20 protein-coding genes and 5 pseudogenes are annotated in these 22696 nt (G+C 40.9%); 8 read left to right on the top strand and 17 right to left on the bottom strand.

What is annotated here, in order from left to right; translation table 11 throughout:
* Positions 1-78: 78 nt before the first annotated feature.
* Positions 79-492 carry a hypothetical protein gene (locus CKQ84_RS08250; RefSeq protein WP_105250869.1) on the top strand — a complete coding sequence of 138 codons (414 nt, stop codon included), beginning with the start codon at positions 79-81 and terminating at the stop codon, positions 490-492.
* Positions 493-745: 253 nt separating this feature from the next.
* Here CKQ84_RS08250 and CKQ84_RS08245 read toward each other — a convergent pair.
* Both CKQ84_RS08245 and CKQ84_RS08235 read right to left on the bottom strand, forming a co-directional pair.
* A pseudogene (locus CKQ84_RS08245) lies at positions 746-1670 on the bottom strand (IS5 family transposase).
* 81 nt (positions 1671-1751) lie between these two features.
* Positions 1752-2038: pseudogene (locus CKQ84_RS08235) on the bottom strand (IS630 family transposase); the annotation flags it as partial.
* 297 nt (positions 2039-2335) lie between these two features.
* Between CKQ84_RS08235 and CKQ84_RS08230 the strand changes: the two are divergent.
* From CKQ84_RS08230 to CKQ84_RS08220, 3 genes are read left to right on the top strand one after another with little or no spacing between them, the layout of a single operon-like run.
* A complete protein-coding gene (locus tag CKQ84_RS08230) occupies positions 2336-3448 on the top strand; it encodes a TDT family transporter (RefSeq protein ID WP_105250867.1) in 1113 nt (370 codons plus the stop codon).
* A 51-nt stretch (positions 3449-3499) separates the two neighbouring features.
* On the top strand, positions 3500-4756 hold the full coding sequence (locus CKQ84_RS08225; protein ID WP_105250866.1) for a molybdopterin-dependent oxidoreductase: 1257 nt from the start codon (positions 3500-3502) through the stop codon (positions 4754-4756).
* A gap of 10 nt (positions 4757-4766) precedes the next feature.
* Positions 4767-5399 (top strand): c-type cytochrome, encoded by a 633-nt coding sequence (locus CKQ84_RS08220; RefSeq protein WP_105250865.1) that lies wholly within the window; start codon positions 4767-4769, stop codon positions 5397-5399.
* Between the two features lie 67 nt (positions 5400-5466).
* Here the strand turns inward: CKQ84_RS08220 and CKQ84_RS08215 are convergent.
* Positions 5467-5646 (bottom strand): annotated as a pseudogene (locus CKQ84_RS08215) (IS5/IS1182 family transposase); the annotation flags it as partial.
* Positions 5647-5808: 162 nt separating this feature from the next.
* On the bottom strand, positions 5809-6411 hold the full coding sequence (locus CKQ84_RS08210) for a hypothetical protein (RefSeq protein ID WP_105250864.1): 603 nt from the start codon (positions 6409-6411) through the stop codon (positions 5809-5811).
* Positions 6412-6531: 120 nt separating this feature from the next.
* Between CKQ84_RS08210 and CKQ84_RS08205 the strand changes: the two are divergent.
* Positions 6532-6777 (top strand): annotated as a pseudogene (locus CKQ84_RS08205) (transposase family protein); the annotation flags it as partial.
* A gap of 109 nt (positions 6778-6886) precedes the next feature.
* On the opposite strand, the gene CKQ84_RS08200 reads toward CKQ84_RS08205, so the two are convergent.
* The gene (locus CKQ84_RS08200; RefSeq protein ID WP_105250863.1) at positions 6887-8779 is read right to left on the bottom strand and encodes a PKD domain-containing protein; all 1893 of its coding nucleotides are present in this window, start codon (positions 8777-8779) and stop codon (positions 6887-6889) included.
* A 203-nt stretch (positions 8780-8982) separates the two neighbouring features.
* Here CKQ84_RS08200 and CKQ84_RS08195 point away from each other — a divergent pair.
* A pseudogene (locus CKQ84_RS08195) lies at positions 8983-9204 on the top strand (IS6 family transposase); the annotation flags it as partial.
* A gap of 182 nt (positions 9205-9386) precedes the next feature.
* Complete coding sequence (locus CKQ84_RS08190; RefSeq protein WP_105250862.1) at positions 9387-10016, top strand: recombinase family protein; 630 nt, start codon at positions 9387-9389, stop codon at positions 10014-10016.
* Between the two features lie 289 nt (positions 10017-10305).
* On the opposite strand, the gene CKQ84_RS08185 is transcribed toward CKQ84_RS08190, so the two are convergent.
* The 7 genes from CKQ84_RS08185 to CKQ84_RS08155 form a co-directional block, all read right to left on the bottom strand.
* Positions 10306-13869 carry a hypothetical protein gene (locus CKQ84_RS08185; RefSeq protein WP_105250861.1) on the bottom strand — a complete coding sequence of 1188 codons (3564 nt, stop codon included), beginning with the start codon at positions 13867-13869 and terminating at the stop codon, positions 10306-10308.
* A 538-nt stretch (positions 13870-14407) separates the two neighbouring features.
* Complete coding sequence (locus tag CKQ84_RS08180) at positions 14408-14629, bottom strand: super-infection exclusion protein B (protein ID WP_105250860.1); 222 nt, start codon at positions 14627-14629, stop codon at positions 14408-14410.
* A gap of 46 nt (positions 14630-14675) precedes the next feature.
* Positions 14676-15662, bottom strand: coding sequence for an Abi family protein (locus CKQ84_RS08175; RefSeq protein WP_254053174.1), 987 nt, complete (start codon positions 15660-15662; stop codon positions 14676-14678).
* 394 nt (positions 15663-16056) lie between these two features.
* Positions 16057-16422: a hypothetical protein gene (locus tag CKQ84_RS08170; RefSeq protein ID WP_105250858.1), complete on the bottom strand. Its 366-nt coding sequence runs from the start codon at positions 16420-16422 to the stop codon at positions 16057-16059.
* Between the two features lie 62 nt (positions 16423-16484).
* A complete protein-coding gene (locus tag CKQ84_RS08165) occupies positions 16485-17168 on the bottom strand; it encodes a hypothetical protein (RefSeq protein ID WP_105250857.1) in 684 nt (227 codons plus the stop codon).
* A gap of 54 nt (positions 17169-17222) precedes the next feature.
* Positions 17223-17825 carry a hypothetical protein gene (locus CKQ84_RS08160; RefSeq protein ID WP_105253032.1) on the bottom strand — a complete coding sequence of 201 codons (603 nt, stop codon included), beginning with the start codon at positions 17823-17825 and terminating at the stop codon, positions 17223-17225.
* Between the two features lie 129 nt (positions 17826-17954).
* Positions 17955-19430 (bottom strand): DUF6035 family protein, encoded by a 1476-nt coding sequence (locus CKQ84_RS08155; RefSeq protein ID WP_105250856.1) that lies wholly within the window; start codon positions 19428-19430, stop codon positions 17955-17957.
* Positions 19431-19776: 346 nt separating this feature from the next.
* Between CKQ84_RS08155 and CKQ84_RS08145 the strand changes: the two genes are divergently transcribed.
* A complete protein-coding gene (locus CKQ84_RS08145) occupies positions 19777-19968 on the top strand; it encodes a hypothetical protein (protein ID WP_105250854.1) in 192 nt (63 codons plus the stop codon).
* Positions 19969-20296: 328 nt separating this feature from the next.
* On the opposite strand, the gene CKQ84_RS23750 is transcribed toward CKQ84_RS08145, so the two are convergent.
* From CKQ84_RS23750 to CKQ84_RS08120, 5 genes are all read right to left on the bottom strand, one after another.
* Positions 20297-20494, bottom strand: coding sequence for a hypothetical protein (locus CKQ84_RS23750; protein ID WP_014620459.1), 198 nt, complete (start codon positions 20492-20494; stop codon positions 20297-20299).
* Entirely contained in the window at positions 20491-20877 is a 387-nt protein-coding gene (locus CKQ84_RS08135) for a hypothetical protein (RefSeq protein ID WP_254053173.1), read from the bottom strand. The genes CKQ84_RS23750 and CKQ84_RS08135 overlap by 4 nt, the downstream gene beginning before the upstream one ends.
* 223 nt (positions 20878-21100) lie before the next feature.
* A complete protein-coding gene (locus CKQ84_RS08130) occupies positions 21101-21370 on the bottom strand; it encodes a hypothetical protein (RefSeq protein ID WP_254053172.1) in 270 nt (89 codons plus the stop codon).
* A gap of 14 nt (positions 21371-21384) precedes the next feature.
* The gene (locus CKQ84_RS08125; RefSeq protein WP_011839972.1) at positions 21385-21648 is read right to left on the bottom strand and encodes a hypothetical protein; all 264 of its coding nucleotides are present in this window, start codon (positions 21646-21648) and stop codon (positions 21385-21387) included.
* Positions 21649-21684: 36 nt separating this feature from the next.
* Positions 21685-22581, bottom strand: a complete 897-nt coding sequence (locus tag CKQ84_RS08120) for a hypothetical protein (protein WP_105250853.1) — start codon at positions 22579-22581, stop codon at positions 21685-21687.
* Positions 22582-22696: the final 115 nt, after the last annotated feature.

The raw sequence follows: 22696 nt of genomic DNA, 5'->3' as shown, positions 1-22696 counted from the left end.
ATTTAATCAACAACGCACTATGAAACCATTAATCAATACATCAATCACAAACTAACAAAACAAGGTAAAAATGAAAAAATGAAAAAATCCATTGTATTTTCAGCTTTATTAGCATTCTCCTCTTTTTCACAAAGTGCAGAAATAACATATGACCTTCTTCATGCATCAGGTAACACCTATGTTATCTCTAATTATTCAGAGCGTGACATTGTAAACTTTTCTTATAAAAACATACTGTCTGACCATAACAATAAACTACCTAAAAAGATGATGTGCCTCGTTTCAGGCTATCGCGATATGCTGCCAAAATTCAAGGTGATTAATAACAAAGACTTTTCATTAAAAAAATTAGAATATAATGAAACTTCAAAAGTAATTACATTTAACCTCTCTAGAAATCAGAAGAAGGCCAGCGGAACGACATTTAAAACCACAACCACCATTGATGGTGGGTACAAAGATAGGGCAATTCACTGCGTGGTTAGCTACTAATCATTTAGCTGACACCTCATATATCCCCCTCCGATTAGGCGAGAGTTTACGGGGCGTCGGCTAAAAAACGGATAGAGACCCCGATCAGGGAAACAATTAAAACATCTAATCGCGGCATTAAATTAATAAAACCCATATTAATATGGGTTTTATTGGATAAGAACCTAAATCGCAGCAATAAGTGATACACGCTTGCCCGGGCCTTGTTTCCTAAATCGAGTCAGCGAACAAAACGCTCATCATTGTTCAAATATCAAGCTACATAGTGGGTTTCAGGCATACCTAGTCCAGTAAGCTTGTTCAAAGCCCTAATCATCGCGTAAGTTTCTCCCACCTGAGCGTTATAATTCCGCATGCTCAACGTGCCTCCTAGCAGTTGTTTTATCCTGTACATGGCAGTTTCTGAGATTGAACGGCGATGATAACCATACCGTTTTTTCCACTGCTTATTTGAGCCATGAAGCTATTGCCTACTGACGGCTAAGTTTCGTGGATGCCCTTATTCCCATAGCGCAGCACCTTCCCTAGGTGGAATGAGCACTAAAGCGCGTTTTCGACGAACGGCTTCATGACAGGCTTTCGTGTCGTAAGCACCATCACCCGAGATATTGCGGATTTTTCGATGGGTTTGCTTAAGTAAATTGGGCATCACTTCAGCGTCTGTGACACCTGATAAACTGAGTTCTGCGGCAATAATTTCATGGCTATGTGTATCTACGGCAATATGCCGTTTACGCCACACTCGGCGCTTTACATCTGTGCCATGTTTCTTCACTTTCCACTCACCTTCGCGATAGACCTTCAAGCCTGTTGAGTCGATAGCTAAGTGCTCAATGGCGCCGCGAGTCTTGGTTTTAAAAGCAATATTAACCGTTTTCGCGCATTTACTGATGCAGGTGTAATGCGGGCAAGATAATGGGATGTCACCCAGTTTAAACACCGAATTGATGAAGCCTTGTAAGGCTCGCAGTGGCATAGAGAAAATACGCTTAACCATCAACGCAGTGGTAATGGCTAAGTCGCTAAACACTTGAGGGCGACCTTTCTTTTGACTGCTCGACCTTGGCTTTCCACTTAGCAATTGCATCCTCATCAATCCAGAAGGTAAGTGAACCGCGGTTGATTAAGGCTTGGTTGTATTGCTTCCAGTGGGTTGTTTTATAGCGAGGTTTTGACACGGTTGATGGATAAGTTGATAGGCGATGCCGATCAGATCTGCGGCTACGGTTTTAGTTCAACCTATTTAGGAAACAAAGCCTCGTCGCGGTTGAGATCAGCTTTAAATGTTCGTTAACATATTCGCGATTGGCATGTGGGGCAATAATGGCTTGTGTAGCGCCTGTTGGCGGATATAAATAGGGACAGCCCGTGAACGAGTGCTTTTTTTGGCCAAAATACGGGTGGTTGTATTCTGTTGGACAAATCGGGCTTCATCTTGAAACCAAACATCGATGCGATCGAGTACAACATGCCCAAGCGTATTAAGGATAGTTGCCATCCGGAAGTTTTTAAAAGCATCTTGTGCGGCTTCAGATTGTTTCGGGTGGCAAGGCATTGGCAAGTGTAAAGATGATGAACAAAGTCACAAGGCTAGGTATGCCTATCCGCCAGAGGGTCAATTAGCACAGTAACATAAGGTGGGGATGGGTTCGCCTGAGAGTGATTTAAGCAATAGAGCAATACCTAGCATGACTATGAAGTCAAAATTTATTTTACATTATTTACGTAATTACCATTAAATAAAACTATTTTTATAATTGTTTAAGTTACTGAGCTGGACTAAATTGTAACGGCTCTGAATTAGAGTAAAATAAATTTGAATATTTCGCTATAGGTAAAATAAATGTCAATAGACACTCAAGTCGAATTTAGCAAGGAGATCGGTCCAAATTGGTTTGCCTCAGTAATGGGTACGGGTATTATTGCTAATGCAGCTGTAGGTTTGCCATTGTATGGCACACAATTAACCAATATAGCGTTGATTATATGGCTGTTAGCATCAGCCATGTTAATGATTTTGTTAGCCATTAAGATTATTCAGACCATCATTAAACCACAGATAATAAAACGCCAATTTAATGATCCTGTTATGGCACAATTCTTTGGTGCTCTCCCGATGGCATTATTAACAATAGCTGGAGGGACTATCTTACTGGGGCAGCATATTTTTGCACAAGATACTGCGAAAACGATTGCTTGGATACTCTGGATACTAGGTACTATTAGCGGTTTGTTAACAGCAATTATCATTCCTTATCGCCATTTTACTCAGTATGAAGTACGTGGTGATGCTGCTTTTGGCGGTTGGCTTATGCCTATTGTCCCACCTATGGTCTCGGCTGCTATTGGTGCTATGTTAATTCCTTATGTGGAAAGTATTACTCTGCAACAAACGCTATTATATGGCTGTTATGCAATGTTTGGCATTAGCCTGTTTTGTGCATTAATTATTATCACCATGATCTGGAGTCGTTTAGCTCATTCAGGAAGTTCTGGTGGTGCTCGGGTGCCAACTTTATGGATCGTTTTAGGGCCACTTGGGCAGTCGATAACCGCTGTTGGTGCTCTTGGATCTGTTGCATTATTTGTGGTTGATGAACCAATAGCTTCAAGCTTAAATAATATGGCTATTATTTATGGTGTCCCAATCTGGGGTTTTGCACTATTTTGGTCAATCTTAGCAAGTCTACTTACATTGAGAGCGCTACGCAAAAAAATGCCTTTTGCAATGACATGGTGGGCATTTACTTTCCCTGTAGGTACATGTGTTACAGGCACAACACAGCTTGCTAGACATACAGGATCTACTGTATTCGAATGGGCTGCTATTTTTCTATTTGTCGGCTTAATTTGTGCTTGGTTTATTGCAGCAATTGGGACGATGAAAGGTATTAAAGGGGGAAATATTTTTAATAATCCCACGAGAACTGTACATATCGTATCAAGAAAAAGCTAATCACAATGGCTTAATAAGTGTGTTGCAAATTATTTCTAAGGAAATTTATTAATGAGTAATATAAATAGAATAGTATCAAAGTCTCGCCGTCAATTTTTGCGCAACGCCAGTGTTGCAACGATAGCCGCGACCCCGATAGCTGCATTGGCGGAATCAGTTATTAAATTCGCTGATGGGGATGGAGTAACATTTGCTGATGGTTCGCGCCCAATCGTGAATGATTTCCCTGGTAAGGACGATATGATTTTGGTGCATTCGCGTCCCCCACATCTTGAAACTCAAATGAAAGTTTTTGATAACGGGCTAATCACTCCGAATGAAAATTTCTTTGTTCGTTATCATCTTGCTGATATCCCTACTTCTATTGATCCTGATACATATACAATTAATATCAAAGGGTTGGTGAGTAAACAGTTAGCTCTTACACTTGCTGAGCTGAAGGAAATGGATGGAGTTATAGAAATTGTTGCAGTGCAGCAATGTGCTGGTAATAGTCGAGGTTACTCATCGCCACGCGTATTTGGTGCCCAGCTTGGTAACGGTGCTATGGGTAATGCCAAATTTAAAGGTATTCCTCTTAAAAAAGTACTTGAGTTAGCTGGAGTTAAAAATGGGGCTAAGCAAGTCACTTTTAATGGTTTAGATAAACCAGTACTTGATACTACTTCTGACTTTCGTAAGGCACTGGACTATGATCACGTTATGACTGGTGAGCCTATGATTGTTTGGGAGATGAACGGGGAGCCGTTACCGTTCTTAAATGGCTATCCAATAAAATTAATTGTACCAGGCTATTATGCTACTTATTGGGTTAAACATCTCTCCGAGATTGAAGTGATTGACCATATTTTTAATGGCTTTAATGCGTATTTTATGACACATGCCTATCGTATTCCTGATAATGATTGTGGATGCGTTGAGCTAAATAGTGTTCCAGAAAAGACCCGTTCTATAACTCAACTTTCAGTACGCAGTTTTATTACTAATGTTAAATCTGGTGACACATTAATGGTTGGTAAGAAGACAGAACTTAAAGGTATTGCCTTTGATGGAGGTTCTGGCATCAAAAGCGTAGAAGTCTCTATTGATGGTGGTGAGCATTGGCTGCAGACAATATTAAGTGATGACCTAGGACGATTCTCTTTTCGAGGTTGGATGATTGCAGTAACCTTTGAGAAAAAGGGACGAATTCAGTTGATGGTTCGGGCGGTTAGTCATAAAGGTGAAACTCAACCAATAAAAGCGACTTGGGACCCTAATGGTTATCTGCGTAATGCTATTGAACATACGCATGTGCGTATCGCTTAAGGAGAATATAATGAGTAATAATGTATTAATTATATTAGGTTTTGTTTCTGTAGTGATCAATAGTGCTTCAATTGCAGAGCCAGTAATGATTAAGTTACCAGCAGATACCTCGACTTTAAAGTTTTCGACATTACCTGGTTACATCATTGCTGAACAGAAGTGCAATATTTGTCACTCGTCGAACTATATTAGTTATCAGCCTCCTGGTATGACTCAAGCACAATGGACGGCTGAAATGCATAAGATGCATCAGAACTATGGTGCTCCAATAAATGAACAACAAATTAATAGTTTAGGCGCGTACTTATCAGTTGCTTATGGTTCAGCGAAAATGACAGATGAGAATATCATTGAAGCATCTAAAAAAGTGGAGGAGGTAAAGAGCAGTGGTCCAGTAAATGTGCAAGCTTTATTAAAGGACAACTCTTGTCTTTCTTGTCACGGTCTGGACCATAGAGTGGTGGGGCCTGGTTATAATGAGGTCGCAGCAAAGTATAAATCTGTGCTAGATGCTAAAAAAATTGTTGCTGAGAATATTCAGAACGGTGGGAGTGGAAGGTGGGGAGCAATACCTATGCCGCCGATGACAGGTTTGAGTGAAACTGAAGCAAAGGCTTTAGCCGAGTTTATATTAAGCCAATAGGCGTTGTTGAATAAATCATTTCATAGATCGTAATCATTCCAAGGCTTCTGGCCGATTAAGCGACTTGCTAGAGAACGGGAATACCCAGTCTAATGACTTTGTTCATCGCCTTCACACTGGCCAATGCCTCTGCGACTTGCCCATTGTAATCACGTAAACTTAGCATTGGACTATTCAACTGTTTATATCGGCCCATGGCGGTCTCTGCTAGAGAGCGCTGGTGATAGCCGTTATCGACTTTCCATTGGGTAGTGTGCACGGATTTGTTCTACAAAGCCAGTTACATTAAAAACACTAACATTACACTACTATCGACTAAAACATCATTAGCAGTGCCACTAGAGGATTTTCCCCTTCGAATGTCCTTTGTAGTGCAAGAATAGCTCCCAATTGAGAGCCGTACATGTCTTTAAATCTTGGTAGTTATATTCAGTTCTGAAACAGAAGTAAATTTGAAGCTATGTTCAGATGTTATTAGCCAATTATTCAAGCTATTAATTACATAATTATCACTAAGATCATAATGGGTTGTTGGACCTAGAATACTAAGCTCCCTTCCCAAAGATAAAGCACCATCTAAACTCATATTATTCGCATGGAACATTTCAACACTACCATCTTTATTTTTCTTTATATATGCAGTGTGAACGACTCTAGAGTTTTTATCATCAATAAAATTTATAATCCCAGACTCTTTTACCAACGAAGTATCAAAATATCTCCTTGTTGTTGACATATTCACTTCCATTAAGTCTGAATATCTTTGATTGTACCCCCCCCCCTTTAACATGTTGTTAATAGTATCTCTGGTTTCTTTCTTAATTGTTTTATCTAATACACCAACTTTTAATGCTATAGAGTAACAAATCATTGGTTCCCAAGATGATTTATCTTTTTTGTAATGACTCTCTACCTTCTTATTTAACACACCTTTCTCTAATCCAGATTTTTCTTCACTATCGGCTCTTGGAGAGAAAAAGGTTGATCTTATACATGATGAAAACACTTTCACAAAAAACACTCCATTCATATACTTTTATCATCGTAATGATCCCCCCAGTCGAGGGCTGATCATATTTGATCACGTGGATGTGATCAAATAGCACTCTTTTTCTTTGCCATTTGAAGCCTTATGCTTAAACATCTCGATTGTATCACCGACTGCCGTTCTCATATAAATCAAGACCATGACCTAGTTGATATCTGCTTCCTTGTACTCGCTGCCGTCATTTCAGGTGCCCAGACTTTGGCCGATTGCCATCAATTTGGCACATTAAAGCTCGACTAGTTACGCCTGCATCGACCTTACGCCAATTGGATCCCCAGTCAGCAAAGCATAGGACGTATCTTCAGAGGTATCTCGCAATTATCACTCTTAGGGGTACGAAGCCCAATGGAACAAAAACGTACACTAAGCTTCTTACCCCGAAGACATAATATTCTTCTCTCACAGGATCTTAAAATTCAGATCTCGTATTGAAATTCTCTTAAGGTTTATTTCGAGGGGATGGGCGCCCCCCTAACTCTATGCTATCTGCTGGCGATGTGTTACTGCCTTTTGTGTAATCAGCCACTAAACTCACACCGCTATAACTGCGATAAGCTTTCAACATCACATGATAACGGCCGTTGCCTGAATTTAATGTACAGCTTTCGTTATTACCATTTTTAAATGGTCTGCAATCATAGCTATTTGAAGTTGGTTTATTGTCTTTTTTTACATGCAAATCAGCGTCACCAATCCCACCTGATAACCTAATGGTAATATTGCTAGCGTCCATTGGTACGTCAATATAGTAAAATATTTCTGAACCGGAGCCCCCTGTCATTCCCGTTTTAGGTTGCCCTTTTACGAGTTCATTATTAGGCAATGTGCCGCCGGAAGTCACGGACACTTGCTGAGTTAAGGTATCACTTTGGTTATTAGAATCTAGCACTGTTAGGCTGACATCATAAGTACCTGAAGCCGCAAAAGTATGGGCGAGTTGTTCGCCAGCGCCTATTTGATTATCACCGAAGTTCCAATCGTAATGACTAATTGAACTGTTTGAACTAGAGCCGCTGGCATTAAAGCGGCACAGCTCAAAATCACAGCTATAAGTGAAGCGTGCTGTAGGCGTTGGAATATTGCCGACGTTATCACCTATTGGTACAACGCCATTAAAATGGTCTGATACTTGTGGCCAAATCTTACTGATTTTTGCCCCTTTATTGTAGCAACCCCCTAAGTGATGTAAGGCTATTGCGTTATTGCTCGATGCCGCTATAACAGGTGACCCGGACGATCCGCCAATAGTGTCGCAGTTATAACCAATATCGGTATTGCTGCCACGGCCATTTGTCGATGCTGCATTCACTTGACACAGACCATTACTGTCTTGATCTGACTCAATCGCAAGCTCCTTTGGATTACCCGAACCATGCTGTGGAATATAAATCAGTTCACCTTGCAACGCATCACGTACCTCGAGACCCAGGTGGCCAAACTGGGTAATAGCGGTAAAGTTATTGACGCTAAACAGAGTGTAATCGAGGGTGTAGTCTGTTTTAAAAAACTCATTTCCGGTCACTTTGACTATGGTTTCTTTAGTGTTGCCATTACAACTTTTATTTTGATAATTAAACCACACTTCAGTAGATGCTAACTCTTGCGCAGTCTCCACACAGTGGTTATTGGTAAACATTTTATTATCAGCCCCAACGCGCCAGCCAGTGCATAAACTGCGTCCACCAATAACCAAACGCGCGATTGGCCGGCTTCGTTCAAACTCAATGGGATGGCTATCCGCCCAGCATTGAACGCCTTTACGTTCATTCACGCCACAGGTCGAAAGGGGTGACACATCATCAAGGGGATCGTCAGCAGGTTGAATAACGCTTTCAGTGCCATAGAAATAACTATCCACCGTCCCAAATTCACTTTGCTCATCTACTGCAGCGCTGGTACTAGGATAATACTCAATGACAGCGCTGTCATTTGATATCGACATAACAGAAAATGAGTGTACACCATCATCTCCGAATTTAGCATCGAGCGTCGCCGCTCTCATATCAGTAGCTGTATATTCATATCGTTCGCTGTTATCTGGGCTACGTACCACTAATTTTGCGCCGTTACTTAACTGCACATTAGTAAAATGCAACTTGATATAATCCGCATTAGGATGACTTAACTCGCGGCGGATTACAAAGCCCGCATCTGATGCGCTAATATATTGATTGTTTAATACCAAATTGGCTGGTGCTCTCTCACCAATGATCACTTTGCTCGTCTCGCTAGCCATTTCAGCATAACGCAATATTTGTCGCTCATCGACATTGGCGGACGCCGTTGAACCATACACCGCCACGATTGCCGATAGTAAATAATGTAATTTCATGCTTATTCCCTTATTTTTTGCTGATTAATTTGTCATTAATACTGCTCTTCCAATGAACGCACCATTACAGGCACAAAATTAAGGATATAAGCTAAATGAAAGAATACCAGTTAACAAATGAAAAAAATCGCTTGTGATTTAAACGGTAATCCAACGGTAAAAAATAACTAAAACAGTCAAAGACAAACTCCTTGCGTATCATCATGCAAGCTCTACGATATTACCTAGCCTATAAACTTAGTTACCGTGATATTGAGGAAATGTTCGCGGAGCGAAACATTCATTTTGACCACTCAACACTGAATCGTTGGGTTATCAAATATGCACCGCAACTCGAAGTCATGTTCAGGAAGAGAAAGCGCTAGGTATCAGGTTCTTGGCGGACGAATGAAATCTATATCAAAGTTAAAGGTCGGTGGGTTTACTTAATACGCCACCCTTAACTAAGTCTACATTGGTCCAATATGATAATAAGATCGATTCATTTAGGATATACCCCAAGCAAACTAGCAACATCACTCTGCCAACTGGTTCGCTATATATTGATTTTAAACCCTACTCGCACTACCATCGTAAACCATATCCTAAAAACACCAAATGAGGCAAAATGTTTATACGGGCCTACCTGCGTGCATCGACAGATGAACAAGATGCCAATCGAGCCAGAAATGAGTTGGTTCAGTTTTCAGAAAGTAAAAATGTTCGCATAGCCAGTTTTTATGCTGAGACGCAATCAGGGGCGCAAATTGAACGGCCTGAACTTGGACGCTTAATCATGGACTCTCACCCTGGCGATGTTTTACTCATTGAAAAAGTCGATAGGTTGTCTCGCCTCCCCTTTGAACAATGGAAGATCTTAAAAAGTAAGTTGGTAAAAGCCAATATTCATATTGTTGTCGTTGACCAGCCAATGACACATGGGATCTTAAATGGCACAGAAGAACATACCATGATCGCAAAGGTACTGACTGAGTTCATGATTGATTTAGCCGCGGCAATGGCCAGAGATGATTACGAGACAAGAAGAAAGCGACAAGCGCAAGGCATCGAAAAGGCCAAAACCTTAGGCAAATACCTTGGACGTCAGCCTGACCACGGATTAAGGCAAAATATTCGGTTACTACTCGATGAAGGGAAAAGCTGGTCACAAGTGCAGGGTCTGCTTAAATGCAGTCGTTCTACCATTGCCAAAGCAGCTAAGTTGAATGAGCTAAAAACCGATGAATCAATTATCTAAAGATTTGATTCATTCTAAGGCAATAAAAAAATGCCCCGTTGGAAGGAATATACGGGGTGAAATGGATCAGTTTTATGGCTCGCGTCAATCAGTATGGTCTAGAGTGATTCACTGGCTCACTTTTGGACAAAACTTGTTGTTAGGAGCCTTACAAAATTTACGAACCATAAATTAACTCAGGTATGGCAAATAGAAAGCAGCGTATCTGAGTTGACGCCCCACTTACTGGATACCGGAGTTTTGGGAAGTGAGGCGTGTAAAATTACTGAACACAGCGGTTATCCTGCCCTCAATATAGATCACCACGCGAGATTATACGTTCTGCCTCCCTATCGTAGCTATCAGCAACTTCCCTCAATGTTAAAGCTAACCGTTGGTATCCAGCATTCTCAACTTCATTGGCACGTCGCCGATATTTGTCGGCTAACGCTCTTTCAGGCTTAGCTTCTGGGTCAACTATGTGAGCTTCTCGAGAATTTAAAATTCCTGTCCGATATCCATCTCTAAGACTAGAGCGCTCTCTGCTATTCATTGCATTTGCTATCACAGGGTGTATCCATAAACCATCTGTTCCAGCAGGAGAATGAACGAGTACATTGCCAAGTTGAATCAGCGCGACATCATAATGCCCAGATGCTTTTACGATATCTTCCATTGCCGTTAGCCATTCAGAGAATGCTTCAGGATTAAATACCCCATTTGGTTGAGTACCTGGAACAGAACTCCATGTAGAGAGTAGACGATACGCGTTAATGGCAATACTGCGGCTCAGTTCAGTTTGTTCTGCTGCGTCAGCCGCAATGTCCTTCGCTCGATATACGAGCTGAATCAGCTCACAGAAGAAACTAGGGGTGGACGCTAACCTGTTTTCTAAGGTCACTGGCGAGCCTTCAGCATGCTGATCCAATAACGAAACATATGCCCATTCGACCTGAAAGAGTTTGTCTTCGTCTGTGTCGATATTCTTTTGAAGATACTTAATAATTTGCGTGATATGGTAACTGTCAACTCTTTCCGCTTGTTCTTCTGACTGCACAAGTGCCAGCAGTGCCTTGCAAGCGAGTTCAGGGTTTATCTCCTGTTTATTGAAGAGATTACTCGACAATCCACCAATTACAGCACTTGGTCGGTCGTGTTCAAGAAGCTTTACTAATGCATACTCTGTGTCACCGTCAGACTGGTAAATGTTAGCCCCTGTATGTTTCCAGTACTCGCACTCATTCTCACCAAGTAACCGCGCAGCTCTTTCCCATGCATTCCTATTAAAGGGCAAAGCGCAGAGCAGGTTGGAAATCTGTTTGGGATTCCATTCTGACTTGTCTATATCATCAAACCATTGCCAGTCACCCATATTTCTACGACGCCATGCATATGAAGCAACCAGAGACCAGTTCTTTTGCTCTGTCATATCGAGCAAGCTAGGTAATAGCTTTGCATCAAAGTCCAGACAGTCAAAATCTGCAAGCACCTCCCCAACTATGTGGGAGTTCGTCACCTTTGACGAAAACTCTAGCACTTTATCTATGCCGCCTTCAGCTAAAATATCCTCTATTGCAACCTTACGAATTTGGCACAGTTTTTTCTGTTCTTCACGCCAATCACCATTGCCTTCATAGAAGTTGGAATCTGAGTCAGAGAACAACCTCCTATGTAATAGGCTTGGAGTGTTTGGTGCTAACCTGTTGGCAATGTCCTCCAGAGGTAAAAGTTGTTCGTCACCAAATGACCATTCCGCCTCAGGGAAGCGACGATGACGCGCAATGAACTTGCACAATCTGCTCCAGATAGGCAGTCGCTCCTGCTCTGACAAGCTTAAACAATAGTCAGACAATAACTTATCTCTCAACGCTTCCGATGCTGGTGATGGTAGGTGGTCATAGTTTCCTGCCAGCGATGCGAGCTTTGCAATGTCGTACTCAGCTTGCTGGACGATAAGCTCGGCACAGAATCGAGATTGTTCCCAATACTCACCGTTTGTAACCCCTTGTTCCCAATCTTCAGGAATTATTTTTCTCCAAACTGGCTTGTGGGTTCCCGAGGTTGTGGAGTGTTGGCTAGGTAATAAACTTTCAAGCAGCTTCCATGCGACTTCCGGCTGTTCGGCACATATTGTTCTTAAAGCGACCTGTCGCTTTTCAATCGAAGCTAGTGTATGAGGCATCCATGGTAGAAAAATATTCGTTAAGGAATTTCCCGGCCTATTTGCCCAATTGCCTCCAGGGTCATGCGACGCTATCTCCGCCAAAACAACCGTAGATCGACTTAGATGCACTTCATCCCAAGCAATGCCTTCAAGCGCCCATAACAGACCAGTTATATAATTCCGACCGAAGACGCCTGTGTCTTCTTGCTCAAATAGCGCATCAAGTGGAGAGGAAGAAACGGCTATAGCGTTTTCTACAGCGGAAAGAAATTCACCTGGATGAGCTTCAGAAAGAGTAGGAAGCAAACTGTTGAGACTCCCCCACCGCAGCCAATCACTATTTTCAAAGAGTTCACGGATAGTTAGTACCGCGATACAGTCAGCCTTGCCTATGCTGCAATTTGCTAATGAGTCATGTTGACTACCAACTAGTGCTAATGTTTCAGCCAACCCCTCACGTAAATTGCCAGAGTGCGGAAGCACCTTACCGTGAATGGCAGCCGCATACCGCTCATTGCTTGGTAATTCAAACGACGGATCATTGACACAAAGGACTTCCAATACAGTAGTTTTAAAAATATCCAGGTGGTTATCGAAAAGCCTACCGCCTAAATCTTGCCATGATTGCAAGCGCTCCTTGAATTTCCAAAGACCATTTTTGTAGATTAAGGGAGTATCGTGAACATGTAATGTTTCTCTGAGGTCAGCTATCCAGTCACTATATTTCTCACCAACTATCTGACTGACTACTTCAATATCTACCTTATTAGACTCATTCCAGCTACCAAGTAGCATTGCTAAAGCCAATTTAGAAGCTGTTGCATGTTGGTTCCAATCAGTAACGATAGATTCATCGGTTACTTCAGCTTCACGAACAGCTTCTTCCTTGGTAAAGCCCTTCGGGATATGGGTAATCTCAGACTCTCTAAAATGATCGACCAAATTCTCAGATAGAGTTTCAGTTGTAATTGTTCCAGCATACTGATTGAAGTCTTGCACTTCACTGAGGATTTGGTACCAAATTTTATCTGGGATATCTTTATTAAACTGGGAAATGTGCGAGTGTAGTAGAGACGAAACAACACTTCCCTTTTTGGCTAGATCATAGCCAAGCAGGTGAAAATGTTTAAGAAATTCATGCAAATCAACATTATTAACATCATGACCTCCATTAGCTGCCTTTAACTGTGCTTTAAAAGCTTCAAGTTTAGATCTAACTATATTCGAACAGAAATTAGCACGAGCAACCTGAGTGAGAAATTCTTCAGCATCTCTGGTGTGACGAGCTTGTTCCAATAAGATGTTTACTCCATCAGTATCCGTCGCATTAATCGGCCCAGTAATCAACGCGATTATATCTTTTCCTTTAGTAAAGACATCCGAATTGTTGAAGTCATTCCATGCGGCCTGAATAACTTCGGCAAAAAGAGGACTTTTAGTGGTGATTGTAATAGAGTTTTTAACTTGCCCGAGTAATCGACGTCTTTCTTTACTTGCTGGATTCTCAACAAATACAATTAGGTCATCCGTACAATAGCCTGAAACAGCACCTTGTAACTTAATCTCGACAATTGGCCATGTGGGTAAACAAGGTGCATAGCCGCCACTTAGCATTAAAGTAACGAATGTAGCCTGAATATTAGCTTCAAACCTTGGACCACCACTACCGGTAGAAAAAGGATTACTGAGTTGCTTCCCGTCTTGTGCCATTTTCTGTTTATTCCCTTGTTACCGATGCTCCCTCACTCTGGTAATTATTTTACTAGTAATAGAAAAGCTAAAGCAATGTAACCGTAAGTATTTATTGAAAGTGTTCTCACTGGGGCATAAACGTTTTAGATAGGCAGCGTACCGATGAAATAGCTGCCTTTTTGTGTGAGACTTTATTACTTTTCCACACTTGGATAAGAACTTTATTACTCTCCCACAGGAGCGCAGCGACGAGTACCAGGTTGATTTGCTTGTTATGCATCAACTTTCACTAAGTAAGGCTTTTTTTAAGGTAGCACCATGCCCATGACTGAATGTTAAGCGGAAAAACATCATCGTACTGCGCTATATTCGATGCGATACTAATAATTTTGTTTGTGATCAGTTACTGGACAATACCATCAGTATAATGAGCCAAAACCTTTTTCGTATTATTTTCAATATACTGATTCAGAAAGACTTTCTCTCCTGGAGTTAGCTGGTGCAACTTTTCTCGATAGAACTTCATCTTTCGTAGATGGAAGATGCGACCTTTGGCTCATTTAACTCCTGGAATGAAAAGCTCAGCAGCTAACAGAGATACGCAAAGGAGCCAAACAACACCTAGCCAAGGTTGAGCCAACTCCTTCGCCTTTTCTAAACCAAGCAGTGTTGTCAGTTTATCGCCACCAAAAAGTAAAATACTTGTAAGCACTAGCAAGATGAAAGCTTGCTTAGGGGATAGTTTGAGCCAGTCAACAATCTTCTTTGCTTCCAACATAATCACCCTTTGATGCATAACGTTTTGTTAGTACGCTTTAATTTACTTAAGAAAGGAATGAATCGATTGATAACCCTACATCTGGAATCCCCATAGCTTTCTTATAGCAGATTGGCAAATTAGGAAACATTTCAATTTCCTCGATAAGATGTTGAATCCAATCGGAATTAGGGCCGATTTTTTGAACTAGATACCAAATTATAACGATTAAACCGTAAAGTTTCTTTTTGCTGTCATCTGTTAAATTGAAGTTAGCAAAATACAAAGAATCTTCACTATCACCAGTAGGGAGCCCTATTGGGTTATTATGTGTTTGATTCCAAACCCGTGTATGATGAGCACATCTATTTCTCAAAATATTTATTGTCTGCAACCAACGAACAAGAAGAATAGGATTACTTACTCCAAGTCTAGCTGCGATATTATTTTGATGGGATTGTTTTAACAACTCAAAGTATTTGGATAACGTGCCAAAAGACCACGCCTCCACGGCAACCCAAATTGGAATTGCTCTCTTAGATTTTTGATGCCAAACGATGGCATCTTCCTTACTTCTGGACAATTCAGTTCTTTGACGGTTGCTCCATTCTATCCATGAATTTTTAATCGTCCCTTTATTATAATAATCTTTTAACTGAGTGGGATTAATGAATGCTGGATTTTGATAGGCTAACTCATCAACTTTACCAAGCTCATGTGCAAGAACTGTTTTTAGGTTGATTTCTATACGTTCAATACCGTCTAACAACAAGAATCTTAATCTTTTATCTAAAGTGTACAGCTTAAAAATTTCATCAAAATCTGTTGTTGGTAAGAATTGATTTAGACGTTTCGGTTTACCATATAGCTTTACAGCAATACCTTTTTCATCAAATTCGATTTCTCTACATGGATACCAAAATCCACTTAATCGATAATACCCTACCTGAGAAATTTTCCTTGCAGCCCTTTCAGAATCAGCAACCAACATACCTCTTTGCTCTAAGGTAGCAACTAGTTCCGAATGTTCTTTGAATGGTTTAGCGCCTTCCATAGACAACTTACCAACCTCCAGATATAAGAAGGCCCAGACATAATACTAAACTAGGTTTAGTAACAGTGGTCTAGGCGCTATTGCCATTTATAATACACGTCTAGAATATTTAGTCAATAGATGAGGCGTTTTTTAGCGTATAATTGCTTATTAAACGGCTTGCACAGTAAAGTTGGCCGTTTGAGTTATTGATTAATTTCTTCCTACATTTACTTCTAGATGGTTAATGTCGCGAAGATCGGGGGGGTAAAAAATGCTTAAGAACACAAGCTAAGCATTTTTGAGTCTTGCATCCTGCTTCGCACTACCCTACCACCTAAACCCACTTAGTAATTTACGGAATCACATGAAGGAGACAAAATACTTCTGGCTATACTTTTTCTAACATTTTCAATTACTTTTCCGACATATTAAACTGAACGTTAGGACTGTCATAGTTGATTTTATATTTAAAACCAGAGTGAATAGCCGCTGCAATGAACACGCCATTTGTAATATATCCAATATCTCTTTCAGCTAAATGTTTTATTCCGTAGCTGCTACGGCGTAAGTTGAAACTCTTGATTTCTTCGATTTGCTTTAACCAACTGACTGTTTTTTCGAAAGACTCTGAACTCCCCAATAAAGACGACTGACTTTTATCGAATTCGGCTTTTTTCTGCGTTTTGTCTAGTACTCGGCCATTAGTATAAATACTGATCCCAAAATCAGTTAATTCAGGCACCTGGTTAATGACAGCTTGAATCGCTTCTCTACTCATATTATGTTCCTTATTTCATCTAGAGGCATAAAGGCGAAGTCACAATAATATACTTAACACTGTTATTCTATTTTTGGTATAAGTTTCAAAAGGGACTGCCCTTCAGAAAACTCTATCAGGGTAACGCCTTTTACAACTGACACTACGTCGAATCCCCCTGCAGCAGATCTGAGCACCTCCTTTGCGATGGAAGCCCCTTCTTCAATATTCAGCTGAGGCAAGCTCTGATTGCTATAGATAAGGAGGATGTTTCTATCACATTTCTGATATTCTCCTGTACCTAACTTCGTCGCTTTACCAGCGACAACCTCTTTCAGCATTGCGCTAAATTCCTCCTCTACCGAGTTCCCCATCCAAGGCAATCCTGACAACTCAGTTTGTAACGCAAGCGCTTTAAGCTCAGCCAAACTCTTTTTGGGCGTCCCCCACTTGAAATGCGAGGAGTCAATAAACCATGGTTCAGGACTTTCCCGCTCAAGTAGTGCTCTCAATCGATTGTAGTCGGGATGTATTGCCTCTGTTACTTCAGTGCCCCAACTAGCTTCAGGAAAATCCAAGATGAAATCAGGACTTTCAGTTTTTCTAATGACAAATGGATAATGTAGATCTGAAGTATGAGCGGTTAGGAAATATGAAAGCGTCATCCACTCGACTTGCTCCTTGGTCCTGTCCTTTAAGGTAGGCGAAACCCGCTGAATACCGCGAATTACCTGTATTAATGTTTCAGCATTATCTATATTGAGCATTTCATTGCCTGTTAAGTGTTGCTGGCTAAATAAAAGTAGGCACTTGTATGCATTCTATGATCGATATTCAGATCTCATTTCATTTTGATAATCTCTAAGAATACTGACACACAAGCAGTATTTATCCAGCTTTTCTTTCAAAATATCCATTTGATCGTGGAGCTTCCTAAGGTTTATATGCTGAATACCATCAAGATTTTTGTTTCCATTTTTGTCTTTTGGGTATCTGAATGCAAACGACTCAGGATCAACCTTCACGAATTCTGTAATGATCATTTTAATGATCTGAACATCTTCTCTAGTGATATAGTTTTTTATAGATTTATCATGATCTTTGATAATTCTAACCATAAGAGAATTCACGGTGTTCCACAAATCACCAATTTTGTGGTTCTCAGGAAAACTAGCCTCTTCTTCGAGAAATATCCTTGACTCTCGAATAATATGCTTAAGTTGCAGTTCAATATACTGACGATAAAGAAATGATATAGGAAAAACCAAAATATCCTGGTTGGTTCCCGATTGAACTACATCATGGACAAGTTTATCAGCAGCCTCCCTATAACCTTCGATATAAAGTCCCATAGAATCGTGTGACCAATTTAAACATGCATTCGCCTTCCAATCCTTATCGCCTGAAAATAATGAATTACTCAATTGACCCCCTAAGCATAGTTGTTTAATCACTCGTTACTGCATCCACAATGGCCTAGTCGTTAGCCATTTCATGAGCAAGGCAGCTGGCAATTCTGACCAAATTTGTCCAATGCGCCAAGCAAAACTACACTATAACCCTCTTTGCTCATAGATAGGTACAGAAGCAAACCATTCTAGAAAACCATCTAAACTTGAATTTATTTCGATGGTTTTTTTCTGAGGATCATTTAAACGTGCCAGTACATTAGGTGTTTGTAGAAGCTCTTCTTTATATTCGCTAAGTTCGATAGCTCGTAAGCAAAGTGCTTGGTATGGTTTAAATGCTTCATAGTCGAAAAAGTTATGAACAGCTCGTGCATAGGATTTTTGTCTTTTACCTAGCTTAGTTGACAGATCATATCCAAGGATTAACATAATTTTTTCGAGCACACTTAAGCTCATATTTTTGTGGAAACCAAAGCCTAAATGACTCAACTTTAGTGCAAATTGTTCCCAACGCTTATATGAATTAGGCATGTCTGATGCGTAATATCGAATGATAGTTAGCGCAGTGCTTTTTACTTGCAGTACACGCCGATAATAGTCATCTTTAAACACAGAATGCAGCCAATCACCATCGCTGCTCATATCCAGAGTTGGCCAACATATCTTAGCAGTAACTAAAAATTGGCTCCAATCGCGGTATTCTTGGTTTTTGAAATGGTCAATATTTGCTAAAACTCTTAACTTCCCTTGCTCAACCAAATCTGCTTTTAGCGCACGATCTAAGGCGTAGAAATCCCTATAAAAAGTTTCACCATCGTAATGGGTGAGTTGGTCGTAGGTAACGCTATATTGACACCAATCATAATAAATCTTTTTACCTGCTAAGCAGGGCTCCCACACTTTCGTTAATATCGTAAGCTGCTTATTTTCGAGTGATTGGGAAGCTAAGACTTTATTGAAAATGAACCAGTTCCCTCGGTTACAAAAGGCAATATCCTTCTGCACTTGTTTTACCGCAATTCTTTCTTTATCAAAAAACTCAAGGATCTGGTCTTCATTCTCGGCACTTAGCCAAATCAATGGCCATCCTTTTTCCTGATAGAAATGTTGTCGATCAAGGATGACTTTTGGGGATTCACTACGAAGTTGGATTTCAAACGCAACATCTGTACAGAGATATCGAGCATGGAGGTCGGGTTTTGCACGTTTGAGCTTGTCTAGGCTAAAAACAAACTGCGTATCGATATCAATCACTTCCCAATTGGGGAGGTTAATAAGCGTCTTAGCAAGTAGTTCTTTCATTTGCCAATGCTTATCTCCTTCACCTACACCTGCGTAAATTTCCGCACGAGACTTACTATCGGACTTCCAATCGCAATCGATCCCTTCTGGATGACTAAAGTAATATTGATGCCCGTGCCGGCTATCGTCATCTCTTTTTGCATGAAGATACACCAGTTGTCTGCAGTTTTGGCAGACGAAACGATGGTGTTTTATGTTGGCTTGACGTATTTCTTGCAGTTCATGCTGCTCATAGATCCAACTTAATGATTCAACCCAAATGGGCTCATTACGCTCAGTATCAATGACAATAGGAATTTGGCGCTTTGAATTTTCCATAATCCTGCAGCTTTAATCCAAGCTTAATTCAATGGCTTTCTCTCGCCCCAGTTCAGTCAACGTAAACGAAAGCCTGAACGTCTGCAAGGACCGGTGCATATGGACCAAACCATTCTCATTGAGTTTGTGGCAAGATACCCTAAAGTTTGTCCCAAAGACCTCTGTTGCTCGACTTTTATTCAACATAGTAAGAATATCTGTCGCAGGTATAGGTTTTAAAAAACCACGAAGCTCTAGCTGGTATAGCACAAATAGGATATCTTTTTGGACTGCTGAAACTCTCATCAAACATCACTCTTATTCATGTGTGATATGATTAAGATATCAAATTTAAGGGTAAAATAAAATGAAGTTGGCAACTTCCCTGGCATTATCAAGTCTGTTGTTTACGCCGATCACACTTGCCCAGGACTTATTTGCAGAAAGTACTAAATCAACGCTCAATGATGCGATAGCGAGCCCGTTTACAGGATATGTGGTGGGCGCGTTTACCGCGATTATCATCATTGCTTTAATTGTGTACGCGCTCAAAGACTAATCACTCATTAAGCTGGTGTTTACCCTTCAAATTACGCAAGCGCTGTAACCGATTGAATACCTGCAAAATAAGATTGACGCCCTTAGCCTCATTAAACGCTTTTAAATCATGATAACCCGGGTTCCTGTAATTATGCCTATCCGTGGTATTTATCACCCCCGTCGCCTAGCATGTAACGCACTTACCACTGACACTGTAACGCTTAGGCGTCTCACAATGACAGCCGTCGCAGCGATGAACAGATGTGTACATTCGCTGAAGTGCCAGCATTGCCTCAAGGCGTTCACCTTCAATTGAAGGAATATTTTCAGACATAGGAAATTTTATCTTAGAAATAAACGCGTAGAACCCAATCGACGAATGCCCTTTTCGTTGTGACAGGGCGTGAGGCATATTCAAGTACGTTGCGGCCTTCAAAACGGCCAGTAACCAACGTGGCACCTTTTTCAACATGCCAATAATGATTGTTATGCTTAGCTGTAAATATTCCGTTTTCTTCAATGGCAATAATATCTAGCGAGTTCAATGTAGGTCCTTTTTTAGGTTGACACCATGATGATGCGTACAACGATGTTCAATATCAAGCTCAATCAACCGCTGATTCATATGGTCTGGGTGTTGCCAGTATACCTCACCCTTCACCGGTGCGATTTGTAATGTTAAATGCTGAGCAATATCATCATTTTGGCTATCCGGTGCCCCGATTAACCACACAGGGTAAGGACTCACAAACGCATCTAGTTCCAACTTTTGCGCCATTGCCAACATAGCCGATGCAGTTGCCGCCTCAGGGACAAAAATCAGTTTTGCAATGATGCTATTGCATCTTGAACAGGGAAAGGATTTATTTTCAATGACCTGAACATTATCTGGCACGTTTTCAGTGAAAATAGGAAGTTGTTCATTCAATGGCTTTTGGGCTTGATGTTGTAATAGGGGGCAGTTTGGATATCGAAAATGATTGTACGTTAAGAGCGAAATTTGTTCAGTTCATAGTTCTAACCTATTGATTGTCTAAGCTGCTTATCGTTTTTAAGTTGTCGCATAAAGGCTGTCGCATTTAAGTTAACGCATTAATATGATTACATGCTGTAATGCCTTATGTCATTGGGCTACACCCAAATGAGAGAGGCTACATCAGAACCCCTACCGTACAATAATTTTCGATATCCAAGTTCACCCCTAATAATGCATCCGTCATTTGCTGCGCAACAAACGCAATTACAGCCTTGTTATCACTCGCATCCACATTCATGTAAGGCTGAAGCTGCGTATTTCCTTGGGTGGTTTCACTGACTATCACCCCACCGATGGCCTCATGACCATCGCGAAAAATCACGTAAGCCTTACCTTGTCTTATCACCGATACCCCTGGAGGAAGGGCTAATTTTTTTTGTGCCATTGATGATTTTCCCACTATTTTGCACGAGCCTGAACGAACTTAGCGCGGCGCTGGTAGTTCTCTTCATCATAGAGCGCTAAGGATTGCACCACCTCGCCGGCTACTAGCGCCTCTTTATATTTAATAAAAAAGAGTGGGGACTTCATACCCTCTAACCGGAAAGTGACTTTATCCGCAGTATTGGCATTAAGGCCCCAAGGGTGCATTTTTAACACCTGAGCACGAATAACTGTCGCAAATTTCCGCTGGCCTTCGGTGCCACTTTTAAATACCGTCATAAATCATCAACCTAATCAATGTTTAAGATAGTATTCTTACGTTATGTGGAGTTTATTTGCAAATTTTAAGGGGAATACTTCCGATAAATTGAAAAGTTGACCTCGCTCATTTTGGGTGGCGATTTGTTGTCCATCTTGCCAACCTTGAGACCAATATATGCCCTCCTCCCCAGAATAAGGGTTGACCAGCGCCTTATTTAAGTGAAAAGCTTGCAAGCCCGCTTGATATATACCATCAAACCGATGCTGAGCAATGATATCATCCTCGATACCACCGCAAACCTCTTTACCCTGCTGCACTTCATAAACATGCCTTTCCATGAGTGCTAGCCGATGTAACTGGAATTGTGATTGAAGTGGGGTTAACGCCTCTTTAGACGTTAATGCTTCAAGCCGTTCAATGACACTCTCTACCGCGTTGCGCGGTAGCGGAACGCTACCCAATGAAATAGTTAACTCACAAAGACCCATTGACTCAAGCGAAAGAACCTTACCAACAAAAAAGGGTTGTTTATCAAAATCAACTTGGGAACACTTTGGTATAGCCACCATGATTGGCGCCATATCAACTTTAAATGGCTTGACGTAAGCCGTACTGCCCTTTATGACCTCAGTAATTTCCCAGATGGACGTATGCGCTGCGATCACGGCGGAAAAATATAATCGTGCCATTGCACCTTCGCGCCAACCTCTCTTACGCAAAAAATATTCTCCGACCGTTTCAGACTCAGATATCGGGTAACAAAAAGCTAATTCATCCGTTAAATCATCCGAAAAATACCATTCAGGAAGGTGAGTCGAAGAAATATCAGGGGCTAATCCGTCGAGAACAGTGTTAATAAGGCATTTTTTATATTGATTGAAATAGAATCCTTCTAAGTGACTCAAAAAAATTTGAAAAAAATGGTCGTATTTACGCTTAACCTGACTCATAAACACCTCACTATATGGGGTTTTGCGCCCATCCCCTCGAAATTAACCTTAAGAGAATTTCAATACGAGATCTCAATTTTAAGATCCTGTGAGAGAAGAATATTATGTCTTCAGG

It is taken from the genome of Shewanella sp. WE21 (assembly GCF_002966515.1).
Classification (GTDB): domain Bacteria; phylum Pseudomonadota; class Gammaproteobacteria; order Enterobacterales; family Shewanellaceae; genus Shewanella; species Shewanella oncorhynchi.
This window is presented reverse-complemented; position numbering and strand designations above follow the sequence as displayed.